Here is a 13,958-nt window from a genome sequence, read left to right as displayed (position 1 = left end):
AGGGACGATCAGTCCACTTCGGCGCTACCGCTGACCCTCAGCTTGCGCCGGGCCCGCTCGTAGAAGGTCGTGCCCCCCAGCCGCACGACGTGGGCCGCCGCCCGGACGGCCGTCACCGGCAGCCGGTCCCCCCTGGTGAGATGGCCGGCCACGATCCCGTCGGCCTCGACCGCGAGACGGCCGCAGGAGGGCAGCAGATCGAGCCGGACGTCCTCGTCGGCGGAGAGCATGATCGCCCGGTTGAAGACCGAGTGCGGCGCCGCGGGGACGACGAGATAGCCCTCGACCGTCGGGGAGACGATCGGGCCGCCCGCCGAGAAGCTGTAGGCGGTCGAGCCCGTCGAGGTCGAAACGATCACGGCGTCGGCGGAGTAGCGGACGAACGGCTCCCCCTGGACGTTCACCTCGAGCGCGGCCAGGCCGTCCCCGGGGATCCGGACCAGGGCCAGGTCGTTGAAGGCCGTCACCTCGGAGCCGTCGGGCAGGACCGCCCGCAGGGCCATCCGCGGCTCGACCTGCCAGCGGTGCTCGTCGATCCTCGTCAGCGCCGCGGGCAGGTCCGCGACGTCGATCTCGGCGAGGAAGCCGAGCCGGCCGAGGTTGACCCCGAGCACCGGGGTCGCCCGGCCGGCCGCCAGCCGCATGGTGCGCAGCATCGTCCCGTCGCCGCCCAGGCTGACCAGCAGGTCGGAGCGCTCCGCCAGCGTCGCCTGGTCGACGGCGACCGCGCTGCAGTCGATCCGTCCCACCTCTTCCGGCAGGCCGAGCACGGTCGCCCCGCGCCCGGCCGCCCATCCGATCACCGCCTGGATCGCCGCCGCCGAGTCGCGGGCGGGGTGCAGGACGAGACCGACCGTCGAAACCATTCCCATGACGAGAAACGTACGGGAAGCACGGGCCTCCGCGCTCCGGGCGCGGCCGGAGCGTCCCTGTTCAGACGACCCCGTCGGCGGTCAGGCCGTCCAGGACCTCCGCTGTGAGGGAGAGCAGGCCGCGGTAGACCTCGGTGTTGTGCTGACCGAGCTCGGGCCCCACCCAGCGGGCGCTGCCCGGGGTGCCGGACAGGCGCGGGAAGACGTTCTGCATGGGGAAGTCGCCGAACTCGGGGTGGGCCAGGCGGATGATCGCCTCACGGGCCTTGAAGTGCGGGTCGGCGAGCATGTCCGCGGCCCGGTAGGTCAGGCCCGCGGGGATCCCGGCGGCGTGCAGGGACTCCAGGAGGGCCGCGCTGGGCCGGACCGCGGTCCATTCGCCGATGAGGCCGTCCAGCTCGTCGGCGTTGGCGCCGCGGGCCCCGTGGGTGGCGTAGCGGGGGTCGTCGGCCAGTTCGGGACGGTCCATCAGCTCGGCCAGGCGCCGGAAGACCGAGTCCTGGTTGGCGGCGATGAGGATCGGGCCGTCCTTGGTCGGGTAGACGTTGCTGGGCGCGACGTTCGGGAGGACCGAGCCGGTCCGCTCGCGCTGGTAACCCGCGATGTCCCATTCGGGGATCAGGGACTCCATCAGCGCCAGGACCGCCTCGTAGAGGGCCGAGTCGACGATCTGGCCCCTGCCGGTCCTGCCCTTAGCGTGCAGGGCCACCAGCGTGCCGAGGGCGGCGAAGGTTCCGGCCAGCTCGTCGCCGAGGGAGATCCCGGCGCGGGCGGGCGGGCTGCCGGGGTCTCCGGTGACGTACCGGATGCCGCCCATGGCCTCACCGATCGAGCCGAACCCGGCCCTCGGGGAGTAGGGACCGTCCTGGCCGTAACCGGTGACCCGGGTGATGATCAAGCCGGGGTTCAGCTCCCACAGCCGCTCCGGCGACAGGCCCCAGCGCTCCAGCGTGCCCGGCCTGAAGTTCTCGATGAGGACGTCGGACTCGGCGATCAGGCGGCGGGCCAGGTCCTGGCCGCGCGGGTCGCGGAGGTTGAGCGTCACCGACTTCTTGTTGCGGGCGAGGATCGGCCACCACAGCGACCGGCCGTGCGGCTTCTCCCTGCCCCAGGCGCGCATCGGGTCGCCCGCGCCGGGCGGCTCCAGCTTGATGACCTCGGCGCCGAAGTCGCCGAGGAGCTGCCCGCAGAAGGGCCCGGCGAGAAGCTGGCCCATCTCGACGACGCGCAGGTCGTCCAGTGCGAGGTCGGTCATGACGTCCTTTCGGAGGGGAATCCGCCCGCCCGGCCGAGCAGGGCAGGGGCGGGCTTGCCGAGCACGCCGCCGAGCCAGGTGCCGGCCGCCGCCACGACCTCCTCGGAGACGCCGGTGCGGGCGCCGGACCGGTGCAGGGCGTACAGGAGGTCCTCGGTGGCGATGTTGCCGGTCGCGGCGGGCGCGAACGGGCAGCCGCCGAAGCCTCCGGTGGCGGCGTCCAGCACGGTGACGCCCTCCTCGACGGCGGCGAGCGCGTTGGCGTAGCCGGTGTTGCGGGTGTTGTGGAAGTGGAAGCGCAGCGGGATCCCGGGGGCCGCCGCGCGGACCCTGCGGGTCAGGTCGCGGACCTGCGCGGGCACGCCGACGCCGATCGTGTCGGCGAGCGCGATCTCCGAGGCGCCCGCGGCCGCCGCCCTGCGGGCGATCTCCGCGACCCGCTCCGGCGGGGTCTCCCCCTCGAACGGGCAGCCGAAGGAGGCGGCGATCGTGACGCTCTTGCGGATCGGAGTGGCGGCGGCGATCTCGTCCCAGACCTCCAGCATCCGGTCGGTGGTGACGCCCTGGTTCTTGACGCTGAAGGTGTCGGTGGCGACGACCACCACGTTGACCTCGTCGACCCCGGCCGCCAGGGCCCGGTCGAGCCCGCGCCGGTTGAGGACGAGGCCGATGTAGGAGACGCCCTCGCTCCTCGGCACCCCCGCCATGACGGCCTCGGCGTCGGCCATCTGCGGCACCCGGCCGGGATGGACGAAGCTCACGGCCTCGATCCGGGTGATGCCGGCGGCGACGCTCCGGGCGACCAGCTCGATCTTGTCCGCGGTGGAGACCAGGACGTCCTCGTTCTGCAGACCGTCCCGGGGACCCACCTCGACGACGGTGACCTCAGTGCTCACGCAGCAGCCTTCCCGCGCCCTCGATCCGTTCGGTGACGCCGTTGTCCCGCAGCGCCATCCACCACGTGGCGGCGTTGATCGCGATGACGGGCAGCCCGAGCCAGCGCTCGGCCTCGTCCGCCAGGCCCACCATGGACAGGTTCGTCCCGCACTGGACGATGGCGTCGACGTCGCCCTCGGCCAGCTCGACGAGGGCCGCGCGCAGCTCGTCCGGGCCGACGTGGGCGATGGACACCGCGGTCGGGCAGCGCAGCCCGATGATCTTGTCGACCTCGAAGCCCAGCTCGGTGAAGAAGGTCCGCACGTTGGCGTCGCCGACGGGCTGGTAGGGGGTGACCACGCCGATGCGGCGCGCACCGTACAGCTTCAGGGCCCGCTCGCAGGCCTCGGCTCCGGTCGCGACCTGGAGCCCGGTGAGGTCGTGGATCTGCTTCACGAAGGCCCGGTTGCCCTCCACGCCGCCCCAGAAGGTCTCGGCGGACATGCCCATCACCATGTAGTCGGGCTCGCAGGTCAGGACCCGCTCGCAGGCCGAGCCGATCTCGTCGCGGATCTGCTCCAGCAGCCGTTCCATGCCCGAGTCCCCGGCCATGTTCTGGTCACGGATGTGGATCCGGGAGAAGTGGGCGGTGACCCCGGGAACGGTCATCCGGTAGAAGTCGGGTTCGACGATCGTGTTGGTGGACGGCGCGATCACTCCGAACTTGCGCCGCCAGCCGAGCGCGTCGGTCATGCGGAAACCTCCTGACGTGCGGAGCCGGTGAGCCGCCAGGCGGCGAGCACCAGAACGGCCTGGGTGAGGGTGTTGCAGCCCTGTTCCACCCACTGAAGGGCGACGCTCTGGTCGGGCCGCGCGGCCAGCGGGCCGAGGACGTACTGGCCGGCCAGCCACAGCAGGAACAGCAGCGGCTGCCCGCGCCGGGCCAGGGCGACGGCGGCGACGCTGACCGCCGCGATCGCGAGGATCATGACCGGCCAGGAGTCCCCGACGGCGAGGGAGGCCGCCCCCGCGACGGCCAGCAGGCCCGCGTGGACGCCCAGCGGCGGCCTGCGCAGCAGCTCGTGGGCCAGCAGCAGGAAACCGGCCGCAAGGAAGGGGAACAGGGCGTGGTAGAGGAAGCACAGGTCGGGACCGTCGAGGGCGACCACGACCTTCCAGCCGGCCTTCGCGAAACCTCCCGTGGCCAGCAGGCCCGCCGCGATCCGCACCCGCCGCGGATCGACGCCGGGCAGGGCCGCCAGCAGCGCCACCCCGGTGACGGTCAGGGCTACCGGCACGAAGTCCTCGGCGGCCAGCGCCAGCGGGTAGTCGTAGCCGCTCATCCGAACAGGTCCCGCTTGCGGAAGCCCGCGGTCGCGAACCGGGCGGCGGCCTTGCGCCGGGTCAGCCAGGCGACCCGGCCCCCGTTGCCGGTCCCGGCGAGGATCCGCTCGGCCAGCCACGGGGTGACGGTCTCGACCCGGTCGGCCAGGATGTTGAAGATCTTCTTGGCCTTCTCCAGCTCAGCGGGGTCGTAGTCCTGGAGCAGGAGGTCGGTGACGACCATGCCGGGCGACAGGTGCGCGGCCTTGACCGGCGTGCCCTTCAGCTCCTTGGCGAGGGCGTCGGTGACGTAGGTGACGGCCCGCTTGGTCGCCCCGTAGGGCAGCAGCCCGGGGACGGCGCGGCCGTCGCTGCCGAGCCCCTCCATGTTCCAGACCGTGCCGCCGCCCTGGGCGAGCATCCCGTGCGAGGCGACCGCGCTGCCGTGCAGGACCCCGATCAGGTTGGCGCCGACGACCGTGTGGATCTGGTCGGCCGGAAGCTCCCCGAGCGGCCTGCGCGTGGTCGAGACGCCCGCGTTGTTGATCCAGTGCGCGACCGGGCCGAGCGAGGCGGCCTTGTCCCACAGCGCCTCGACCTGCGCCCGGTCGGTCATGTCGGCCACGACCCCGGTCGCGCCGAGTTCCCCGGCGGCCTCGTCGACGCCGGTCCGGCCGCAGATCACGACCCGGGCGCCCCTGGCCACCAGCTCACGGGCCAGGCCGTGGCCGATCCCGCGGGTGCCGCCGGTCACGACGATCACCGGTGTCTCCGTCACTCCCATGTCAGCACCCCGTGCAGGACGCCGGACAGGGAGCCCCCGTCGAACAGCTCATGGACGACGGTCAGGGTCTTCCCCGCCGACATCCCCGGCACAGTGTCGATCATGAACTCGCGGCTCTTCACCTTGGTGACGTCCTTGAAGTGCAGGCTGGAGTAGGAGGCCCGGCCGTAGGTCTGGGCGTTGCCCCAGGCGTCGGGGCCCTCGCTGAAGATCCGGAAGCCGTCGCGGCGCTGAACGACGGTGAACTCGCGGTCGATCGCCCCCGACCAGGTGGTGTGCGCGCGGGTGCGCAGCAGGTCGACCGGTTCGAGCTCGACACTCACCCGGACGTCGCCCACGAGCTTCTGGTCGGCGCCCCACAGCTCACAGGTCCCGGAGTAGGCGCCGGACTCCTTGGTGGGCAGGATGAACGGGACGGGCCCGTTGCGGGTCTCCCCGGCGAGGAAGTCCGTGATCTCCTCCCGGGTCTCGGGGGTGTCCTCGAGCGTCCTGCGGTAGACGCCGTTGAAGCAGCCGACGACCGTCCACCCCTGGTAGAGGACCGAGGAGTAGACCTGGGTCCGCCCGTCGGGCAGGACGTGGTTCCAGGTGTTGAGGTCGACCTGCCAGCCGGGGCCGTAGTAGTGGGCGTCGACGAAGCCGCCGTAGGGCTGGCCTGTGCCGAAGAAGTCGGGGCCGGTGTAGATCCGGTTGTCGTCCGCGTCGACGACGCCGAAGGCGAACGGGGCGCCCAGCCGGAACCGTCCCGCGAGCGGGCCGCCGCCCTCCAGGCCGCCGTCCATGTAGTAGGTCGTGACGCCGTCCTCGAACACCGAGGAGCGGCGGATGTCCTCGTAGCCGCGCCAGGTTCCGTCGGCGTCGAACAGCGAGGGCCGGCCGTGCCACTCCCCCGCGATCCGGGTCTGCCAGGTGCTCGGCGCGGTCACGCCGGGACCTCGGCGGAGATCAGCGTCTCGCGGAGCCGGTCGGTGGTCGCTTCGCCGAGCAGCCGGGTGACGTTGGCCCAGACGGGGTCGACCTCGCGGCTGAACAGGTTCGCGCGGTTGCGGGCGTCGCGGGCGGCCAGGTCGGTGTCGGCCAGCGTCGCGGTGACCTCGTCCGGCAGGCCCTTGGCCAGCAGCGAGGCCCAGTGGCCGAGGTAGTCGTCGACGAACCCGTCGACCTGGCGGAACCGCTCCTCGTCGGCGCGGTGGACCAGCATCCAGGGCGACATCATCGCGTACTGACGGGGCCCGATCGCTGCCCGGGAGGCCCCGAACAGCTCCCCCGCCCGCTCGAACGCCGGGGTGAGCGGCTGGAAGGCCGCGTTGACGTACTCCAGGTGGGAGGCGAGCTCGGCACGCGGCACGAGATCGAGGTGGAAGGCCAGGTAGCCGCCCGCCTCGACGGAGTCGAGCGTGAAGTGCGGGACGGCGCTGCCGGGCGGGGTGAAGGCGAACAGCATGTGGCTGTCCATCCCGATCTGCGGGACGGCCAGGGAGATCGTCACGACCTTGGCGAGCCGCTCTCCCGACCTGACCTCGAGCCTGCCGACGGGATCGGGGCCCATCGGCCCGGCCAGGTCCTCGGCGTGGACCAGCGTGAGGGCGTCGGTCTCGGCGACCGCCGCGAGGGTCCGTTCGAACAGTGCCCTGGGGAGCGAGGTCACGGTCATTCTCCTTCCACGGCGCGCAGGCGCTCGGCTCTGGGGTGCTCGCCCTTGGCCTTGTGCACCCAGGCCCGGGCCAGTTCGGGGTTGTCCCGCCGGGCGGGCGAGGGGATGACGGTCGCCTCGCGGCGCGGCACGTCACCGGTGATGCGGTCGTCGTCGCCGAGCATCCAGCCGAGATCGGCCAGCTCCTGGCGGCGGCGCCGGTAGTGCACGGCGATCAGGTCGGACTTGACGTGCAGCTCGGCCCCGAGGTCGAAGGGGAGCAGCTCGGGACGGGTCCCGTTCACGATCGGCTTGTCCTGGTCGAAGATCTCCAGGACGCGCTTGCGGGCGTTGCCGTCGGCCCAGTCGCCGGTGAAGAAGTCCCGCAGGGCCACCCACTTGACCAGCGTGGTCGTATCGTCGATCGGGATGTTGGTGTCGTAGATGATCAGGTTGCCGATCGGCAGCCGGACGTGCAGCTTGATCATGTTGGGCAGCATCCAGCCGGCGGAGGTCTCGACCGGCGGACGCTCCTTGAGCTCCTTGCCGCCGCGCGCCAGCTTGCCCCACAGGCCCTTGGGCGCCGGCGGGTAGAGCTTCACGGTCGCGAACGCCGACCACTCGTCGGGGGTCTCGAGCTCGTACTCCTCGACCTGCGGCTTCTCGGGGTTGCCGAACTTGCCCGCGTGGACGAAGGGCGTGTGCGCGATGTCGCAGCCGTTCTCCAGAATCCGCTCGTAGTTCGACTCCCACAGGTACTCGCCGGTGATCGCCTTGAACCTGCCGCCGTCGGCCTTCAGCTCGTCGAACTCGGGCCAGACCGGGATCGGCGGACGCTCCTCCTCGGGCAGGTCGCCGAGGAACGCCCACACGAACCCGTACCGCTCCACGACGGGATAGGAGTCGACGCGCGCCTTCTTCGGGATCGACCGGCCCTCGAGGTTGGCCGGGATCCTGGTGCAGGCGCCGCCGGACTCGTACTCCCAGCCGTGGTAGGGGCAGACGATGGAGTCGCCGGAGACCCAGCCGTCGGAGAGGGCGGCGCCGCGGTGGGCGCACAGGTCCGACAGGCAGACCGCCTGGCCGGAGGCCTTGCGGTACAGCACGAACTTCTGCCCGAGACAGGTGATCTTCGACGGTTTCGTGGTGACGCGGTCGGAGAACTCGACGGCGTACCAGAAGTTCTTCAGCATGGTCGCTCCCGCAGCGAGGAGAAGGCGGAGGGCGGCCGCTCCCGCAGCCGCGCCAGGGGTTCGGGGTCCTCCAGGAGGTGGGCGCGCAGGAACGCGACGAGGAGGTCGGAAAAGGCCGTCCGGCTCTCGGCGGGGTCCCGTTCGGGCTCCTGGTCGAGGAAGGCACGGGCGGCGGTCGGGTCGGCCGGGTCGGCGACCGTGAAGTGGTTGGCCCCGTCCAGGACGGCCAGCAGATGCTCGTGCCCCTTGGGCAGTGCCTCGTCGAAGGTCCGGGCGACGGGGTCGGCGTGGCCGTCCTGGCCGTAGCGGTCGGAGCTGCCGAGGATGACGCCGTCGCGGGTGCCGACGCCCAGCAGGACCGGGCAGTCGGCCTGGGCGGCCAGGACCGTTCCGGCGGGCCAGCCGAGCATCGTCGCGACCATGGTGTGGGTGCCGTAGCCGAAGCAGGCCCGCACCCCGGGGAAGAACCGGGCCGACTGGAGGACGACCGTGCCGCCCGCCGAGTGGCCGCCGAGGGCGATCCGGTCGAGGTCGAGGAAGCCCTCGAGCAGGGGGATCTCCTCGAGGGCCGCGAGGATCGCGGGGATCGTCGGGCAGGTCGGGCGGGTCCCGTAGGCGTCCGGGCGGGCGGCGTCGAGGTCGACGCCGGGGGTGAGGCCGTACTGGCCGCCGAACAGCTCCGCGACCCGGTCGAAGGTCACCACCACGAAGCCGGCCTCGGCCAGGGCGACCGCGAGCGTCCGGTAGGAGTCCTGGGCGACGTTGACGCCCGAGGCGAACACCACGACGGGATGACGGCCGGGAGCGGGCGGGAAGGTCCCGGTGAGCCGCTCGGCGTCGGTGCCCTCGGCCTTCGCCCGGTAGTAGATCTTGAGATGGGCGGTGTCGAACGGCGGATCGCCCTGGGTGCGGGCCGACCACCACAGGGAGCGGATCACGGCCGGGCCAGCTTCCGGTCCCCGCCCCACAGGCCGCGCACGAGCAGGTCGGTGGTCTCCTGCCCGAACAGCCGCACCCCCATGACGTTCGCGGGGTCGCGTTCGGCGATGTTGCGGCGCAGGATCAGGTCCTGCTCGGCGAGCGCGGCGCGTTCCTCCTCGGGTACCGGCTCGGCCTCGTCGACCCAGGTCAGCCAGCGGTCCACGTGCTCGTGGGCGTACCGGGAGACGGCCTCGATGTTCCGCTCCGAGCGCGGGAAGGAGTAGCACTGCGCGGTCGGCGACAGGCTCGTCCGGATGAAGCCCGAGGGGCTGGTGAACCACGTGAACTCGGGGTTGTCGCGCTTGAAGGCCAGCCACGGCTCGTTGACCGGCTCGTAGTAGCTGTCGTAGTAGGCGCCGTCGTGGGTGAGCTGGGCGCGCGGCACCGAGTCGACGTAGAACCAGCCCTCCGGCCACACCAGCAGGGCGATCCCCAGGTGCGGGACCCGGATGTGCGGGCCGAGCCAGACCGTCAGGTGCAGGTTGGCGAAGCTGGCCTTGGGGTTGCCGATCCAGGAGTGGACCATCCAGTCGACCTCGGGGCCGGTGTATCCGGCCAGCCGGCCGCCGGGGCCGTCGGGATAGGTCCCGTAGGACTCCAGCGCCTCGGTGGAGGGGTCGCGGGTGGTGGTGAACCTGGCGTCGATCTTGGCTTTGAGCTCGGTCAGCAGCTGCTGCCACTGCTCGAAGGTCTCGGTGACGTCGATGACGGGCGAGCCGTCCAGCATCTGCTCGACGTTGGTGATGGTCTCTTTCACGCGGAGAGTCCGTCCTTGGAGAGCGCGGTCAGCGCGTGCCAGGCACGGCCGTTGACCAGATCGGTGTTCTTCGAGACATGCCGGTTGACGGCCTGGGCGGGATGGATCTTCCCGAAGGTGAGGTCGCCGTCCGCGACCGTCACCAGCGGGTGGCTGATCCGGCCGGTGAAGGGCCCGTTCCAGGCCGTCCAGAGGGTGAAGTCGGAGGTGAGGTCCAGGACGAGCCCGGTGCCGGGCCCGGCCGCGACGACGTTGAGACGGTTCTCCGCCGAGCGTTCGGGCAGGCCGAGCGCGGTCTCCCACGCCTCGGCCGGGGTGAAGGGGACCGCGACGGCGTCCGCGTCGGCGATGGCCGCCAGCCGGAAGGTCTCGGGGTGGATCGCGTCGTCGCCGACCACGATCGCCAGACGCCCCCAGGGAAGCTCGAAGATCCGCACCCCGTCGCCGGGGTCGCCGGTACCGTGCAGCTTCTTCTGGACGCCCGCCAGGCCGCGCGCGCCGACCAGCAGACCGGATCCGCCCGCCGAGGTGACGGCGTGCGCCTCCGTCCCGGCCAGGGCCGCCGCCAGGGCGGCGGCGACCTCGGCGTGGTCCGACCCGCCGAAGGCGTCCTCGGGCAGGACGATCAGGTCGGCTCCGGCGCCCGCGGCGCTCGCGGTGAGGGCGAGCGGATCGCCGCCGGTGACGACCGCCACGGTGGCGGAGTCCGCTCCGGGCGGCGCGGTCCGCTCGCGGGGACGCGAGGTGATCGGGCGGTAGAGGGCGGGGCGGCGGGCGCGCAGGATGTGGGTGCCGTCGGGCCTTTCCTTGGCATCGGCCGCGCTCACGTCGATGTCGGCGACGACGACCGCCTCCCCGGTCCGCGGTCCCTTGGCCACGACCGTGCCGTCCGGGGCGACGATCTGGCTCTCGCCCGCGCCGTGCAGCCACTCCGGCGGGACCCCGAGGCGCTCCCCGATCGCCGGGAGAAGGGCCTCGGGCAGCAGCGGGCCGACCTTGTTGGCGGCCACCACCCAGACCTTGTTCTCCGCGGCACGGACCGGGATGTGCAGGGACGCCTCGTCGGTGGCGAAGGAGTTGAGGCTGTTGAGCAGGAGCTGGGCGCCCCGGACGGTGAGGTCGCGGCAGACGTCGCTGGTCACGCCCTCCATGCAGGCGTACAGCCCGATCCGGCCGAGCGGCGTGCCGATGACCGGGCCCGCCTCCTGCCCGGGATCGAGGTGGTCGCCCTCGGCGCCCATCAGCGTGAGCTTGTCCGAGGCGCCCAGCAGAGCGCCGTCGGGGCCGTAGAGCAGGCTGGTCCCGGTGGTGCGGCCCCCCTCGCGGGCGAGGGTGACGTTCACCTTGACGTGGGCACCGTGCCGGACGGCGCGTTCGGCGATGGCGCCGAGGAACGCGTCGTCGAGGCGGCAGGCCAGGCGATGCGCCGTAACCTTGGCGTCATACCAGGACAAATGGTTGCAAAACTCTGGCAGGACGATGAGCTCGGCGCCTTCGGCGGCCGCCGCGTCGATCATCCGCAAGCAGGTGGCCAGGTTGGCGGGGATGTCCTCCCCAGCCGCGAACTGCACCGCCGCGACGCGCATGGCCCCTCCGGTTCCTCTAGCGAAACGCTGTTTCCAAAACATACAATCAGCCGGGTCAGATGGGAAGAGATCTCACCCCCCGGAGGAAGCCTTGCTGACCCACGTGGTCCTGATGAAGTTCACCGACGCCGCCGACGCACCGCAGGCCCGCGAGCTCCTGACGGCCCTGCCCGGACGGGTACCGGAGATCCAGAGGCTCACCGTCGGCCTGGACGTGGTCCACGGCGACGCCTCCTACGACCTGTGCATGATCACCGAGCACGACTCCCTCGACGGGCTCCGCGCCTACCAGGGCCACCCGGCCCATCTCGAGGTCGCGGGCTGGCTCAGGCCCCGCCTCGCGGCACGGGCCAGCGTCGACTTCTAGCCCGGCCACCGCTTCCGGCCCCGTCATCGGGGAAGCGCCCGTTCGGCGTCCGCGTCGTAGTGGCGCCGGCCGCCGAACGTCACGAGCGTGCCGACCACCAGCGGGACGAGCAGCACGGCGAAGGCTCCGCGCAGGGAGCCGGTCAGGTCGGAGGCCGCGCCGACGAGCAGCGGGCCCGCGGAGCCGCCGAGGGTCACCAGGAACTGGAGCACCGCGAAGCCCAGCCCTCGCCGGTCCGCGCCGACCACGTCGGCGTTGGCGGCGGTCAGGTTGGGGATCGCCACGCAGAACCCGGTGTTGGCCAGGGCGTAGAAGGTCATCTGGACCGGGAGGGCGGGGATCAGGACTGCACCGGCGAGCCCCGCCGTGCCGACGGCGAGCCCGCCCGCGCCGAGGAGGACCCTCCAGCCCGGTGAGATCCCGTGCCTGCGGTCGCCGTAGCGGCTGCCGATGAGCGTGCCGAGGATCATCCCGACCAGCCCGACCCCGCCCGCGATGGCGGCCGCCGGGCCCTCCTGCAGGTCGTAGGCGCGCTGGTAGTAGCTCGGCATCCAGAAGAACAGTCCGCCGAGCCCGAAGAACAGGATGGTCAGGCCCGAGACGACCGAGCGGAGCGTCCGGATCGCCCACAGCCCGCGCAGCTGCTCCATCAGCGGCTCACCGGGCCCCTTCTCCGCGTCCGGGGCAGCCGCGGGCGCGGTCCCGCCCCGCCGGAGCGCCTCGACCCGGTCGGCGAGGCCGCGCACGGGTTCGCGGACCGTCAGGCAGGCCAGCGCGATCAGGACGCCCGGCAGGGCGATGAGGAAGAACATGGTGCGCCAGCCGAGCAGCTGGGACAGCGCCCCGCCCGCCATGATCCCGAGCGGCAGCCCGGCGAAGTAGGCGAAGCGCTCCAGGCCGAAGGCCCGGGCCCGGGAGCGGCCGGGATAGTAGTCGGCGATCAGGCTCGACCCCGACGGGTTGTAGAGCAGGCCCGCCCCGCCGAGCAGGACCCGGACGGTGAAGAGCATCGCGTAGGACTGGACGAGGCCGCTGCCCAGGGTGAGCAGCGACCAGACGGCCACGACGACGGCGATCGTCCAGGTCCGGCGTGATCTGTCGGCGAGCCGTCCGGCGGGGATGAGCAGCACGACCCCGGCGACGGCCGCGGCGGTGGCGATGGCCCCGCCCGCGGTGTCGCCGAAGCCGAACTCCTCTTGGATGTCGGGCAGGGCCCCCGCCATGAGGTTGGCCTCGACCCGGTCGATCAGCGCGACCAGTGCCACGCAGCCGGCCGGCCACCACCCGAAGGGCGCGGTGGCCGCCGGATCGACCTTGACGGGGGGCCTGCCTGCGAAGGCCTCGACCTCGGCGCTGGTCACGGCCATCTCAGGACGCTCCGGCCAGGGTCTCGATCGTCCCAGCGGACAGCTGACCCGAGTAGTAGGCGCCGCCGGGATAGTAGGAGGCGGTGTGGGTTCCGGTGAGGTCGTCGACGGCCCAGCCGACCGCGAGGGTCTGCAGGATCGCGATGTTCGCCGCCTGAGGGGTGCCGCAGGCGAGGGTGCCGACGGCGTCGGTGCTCGCGCCCTCGGCGTCGGTGTGGGCCCCGCCGAGGATCCGGACGCCGACGAACGGCCGGTGCAGCTTCGCCTGGACGGCGTCGGTGCCGCTGCCGCTGTTGTTGCAGATGCCGTCGGGTCCGGAGACGGTGCGGACCGGAAGGGCGATGGTGTCGAGACCGGCGAGGGCGGTGTCGGTGTTGGAGCCGATGAAGGACTTCACCGGGTCGAGGAGGACGACCCCGCGCAGGCCCGTCCAGGCGGCCGGGTAGGCGGTGCGGACCCTGTTCGCGACGTAGGCGACGGCCTCGCCGCCCGCCGAGTGGCCGGCGAAGACGAGGTTCGTGGGCAGGGACAGCTCGGGACGTCCGGCGGCGGACCTGGCCTTGGCGAAGCTGCGGCCGAGCTTGTCGGAGGGGTCGGCGGCCTTGCCGAACAGGTCGGCGACGTTGCCGAGGAACCCGGTGTTGTCTCCGATGTTCTGCAGCGTGCAGCCGAAGAGGTTCGCGGTCGGCAGGGTCGGGGCGAAGGCCACGAAGCCCCGCGCGGCGAACTTCGCCGCCAGGTCCCTGACGTGGTCGTTGGCGCGGGCGAAGCCGTGCTGCACCCAGACCAGGCCCTTCGGGGCGCCCGCGGGCAGGAACCAGTCGGCGCTCTGGCTGAGCGTGGTGAACGAGCAGCGGATGTCGACGGTCGTCGTGACTCTGGTGACGGCGACGTCCGCGTGGGCGGGTGCCGCCAGGGCGGCCGCGGCGAGCGCGGCGGCCCCTACCAGGCTGGGAAGCCTCAT

The 13,958-nt window shown here is 72.4% G+C and carries 15 protein-coding genes; 1 reads left to right on the top strand and 14 read right to left on the bottom strand.

The annotated features are described in order from the left end of the window. Nucleotides 1-8: 8 nt before the first annotated feature. The 12 genes from ABD785_RS08870 to ABD785_RS08815 form a co-directional block, all read right to left on the bottom strand. A complete protein-coding gene (locus ABD785_RS08870) occupies nt 9-872 on the bottom strand; it encodes an NAD(+)/NADH kinase (RefSeq protein WP_344824508.1) in 864 nt (287 codons plus the stop codon). Nucleotides 873-933: 61 nt separating this feature from the next. Beyond that, entirely contained in the window at nt 934-2,127 is a 1,194-nt protein-coding gene (locus ABD785_RS08865) for a CaiB/BaiF CoA transferase family protein (RefSeq protein ID WP_344824505.1), read from the bottom strand. Next, entirely contained in the window at nt 2,124-3,023 is a 900-nt protein-coding gene (locus tag ABD785_RS08860) for a hydroxymethylglutaryl-CoA lyase (RefSeq protein ID WP_344824502.1), read from the bottom strand. The genes ABD785_RS08865 and ABD785_RS08860 overlap by 4 nt, the downstream gene beginning before the upstream one ends. Beyond that, nucleotides 3,013-3,756, bottom strand: coding sequence for a maleate cis-trans isomerase family protein (locus ABD785_RS08855; protein WP_344824499.1), 744 nt, complete (start codon nt 3,754-3,756; stop codon nt 3,013-3,015). Before ABD785_RS08855 ends, ABD785_RS08860 begins: the two co-directional genes overlap by 11 nt. Then, nucleotides 3,753-4,346 (bottom strand): hypothetical protein, encoded by a 594-nt coding sequence (locus ABD785_RS08850; protein ID WP_344824496.1) that lies wholly within the window; start codon nt 4,344-4,346, stop codon nt 3,753-3,755. Before ABD785_RS08850 ends, ABD785_RS08855 begins: the two co-directional genes overlap by 4 nt. Then, complete coding sequence (locus ABD785_RS08845; RefSeq protein WP_344824493.1) at nt 4,343-5,110, bottom strand: SDR family oxidoreductase; 768 nt, start codon at nt 5,108-5,110, stop codon at nt 4,343-4,345. The genes ABD785_RS08850 and ABD785_RS08845 overlap by 4 nt, the downstream gene beginning before the upstream one ends. Next, nucleotides 5,101-6,036, bottom strand: coding sequence for a hypothetical protein (locus tag ABD785_RS08840; protein ID WP_344824490.1), 936 nt, complete (start codon nt 6,034-6,036; stop codon nt 5,101-5,103). The genes ABD785_RS08845 and ABD785_RS08840 overlap by 10 nt, the downstream gene beginning before the upstream one ends. Then, a complete protein-coding gene (locus ABD785_RS08835; protein ID WP_344824487.1) occupies nt 6,033-6,758 on the bottom strand; it encodes a hypothetical protein in 726 nt (241 codons plus the stop codon). The genes ABD785_RS08840 and ABD785_RS08835 overlap by 4 nt, the downstream gene beginning before the upstream one ends. A 2-nt stretch (nt 6,759-6,760) precedes the next feature. Next, entirely contained in the window at nt 6,761-7,936 is a 1,176-nt protein-coding gene (locus ABD785_RS08830) for an aromatic ring-hydroxylating dioxygenase subunit alpha (protein ID WP_344824485.1), read from the bottom strand. Further along, a complete protein-coding gene (locus ABD785_RS08825; RefSeq protein ID WP_344824482.1) occupies nt 7,930-8,874 on the bottom strand; it encodes an alpha/beta hydrolase family protein in 945 nt (314 codons plus the stop codon). The genes ABD785_RS08830 and ABD785_RS08825 overlap by 7 nt, the downstream gene beginning before the upstream one ends. Further along, the gene (locus tag ABD785_RS08820) at nt 8,871-9,674 is read right to left on the bottom strand and encodes an oxidoreductase (RefSeq protein WP_344824479.1); all 804 of its coding nucleotides are present in this window, start codon (nt 9,672-9,674) and stop codon (nt 8,871-8,873) included. Before ABD785_RS08820 ends, ABD785_RS08825 begins: the two co-directional genes overlap by 4 nt. Next, entirely contained in the window at nt 9,671-11,260 is a 1,590-nt protein-coding gene (locus tag ABD785_RS08815; protein ID WP_344824471.1) for a nitrilase-related carbon-nitrogen hydrolase, read from the bottom strand. The genes ABD785_RS08820 and ABD785_RS08815 overlap by 4 nt, the downstream gene beginning before the upstream one ends. A gap of 91 nt (nt 11,261-11,351) precedes the next feature. Between ABD785_RS08815 and ABD785_RS08810 the strand changes: the two genes are divergently transcribed. Next, nucleotides 11,352-11,627 (top strand): Dabb family protein, encoded by a 276-nt coding sequence (locus ABD785_RS08810; RefSeq protein WP_344824468.1) that lies wholly within the window; start codon nt 11,352-11,354, stop codon nt 11,625-11,627. Nucleotides 11,628-11,650: 23 nt separating this feature from the next. Here ABD785_RS08810 and ABD785_RS08805 read toward each other — a convergent pair whose 3' ends face one another. Together ABD785_RS08805 and ABD785_RS08800 are read right to left on the bottom strand one after the other, a co-directional pair. Continuing rightward, nucleotides 11,651-12,994, bottom strand: a complete 1,344-nt coding sequence (locus tag ABD785_RS08805) for an MFS transporter (protein WP_344824465.1) — start codon at nt 12,992-12,994, stop codon at nt 11,651-11,653. Between the two features lies 1 nt (nt 12,995). Next, nucleotides 12,996-13,958, bottom strand: coding sequence for an alpha/beta fold hydrolase (locus ABD785_RS08800; RefSeq protein ID WP_344824462.1), 963 nt, complete (start codon nt 13,956-13,958; stop codon nt 12,996-12,998).

The sequence above is a fragment of the Actinocorallia longicatena genome, assembly GCF_039534125.1.
Taxonomy (GTDB): domain Bacteria; phylum Actinomycetota; class Actinomycetes; order Streptosporangiales; family Streptosporangiaceae; genus Actinocorallia; species Actinocorallia longicatena.
Note: the sequence above shows the minus strand (reverse complement) of the source record. Positions and strands in the feature narration are given on the sequence as shown.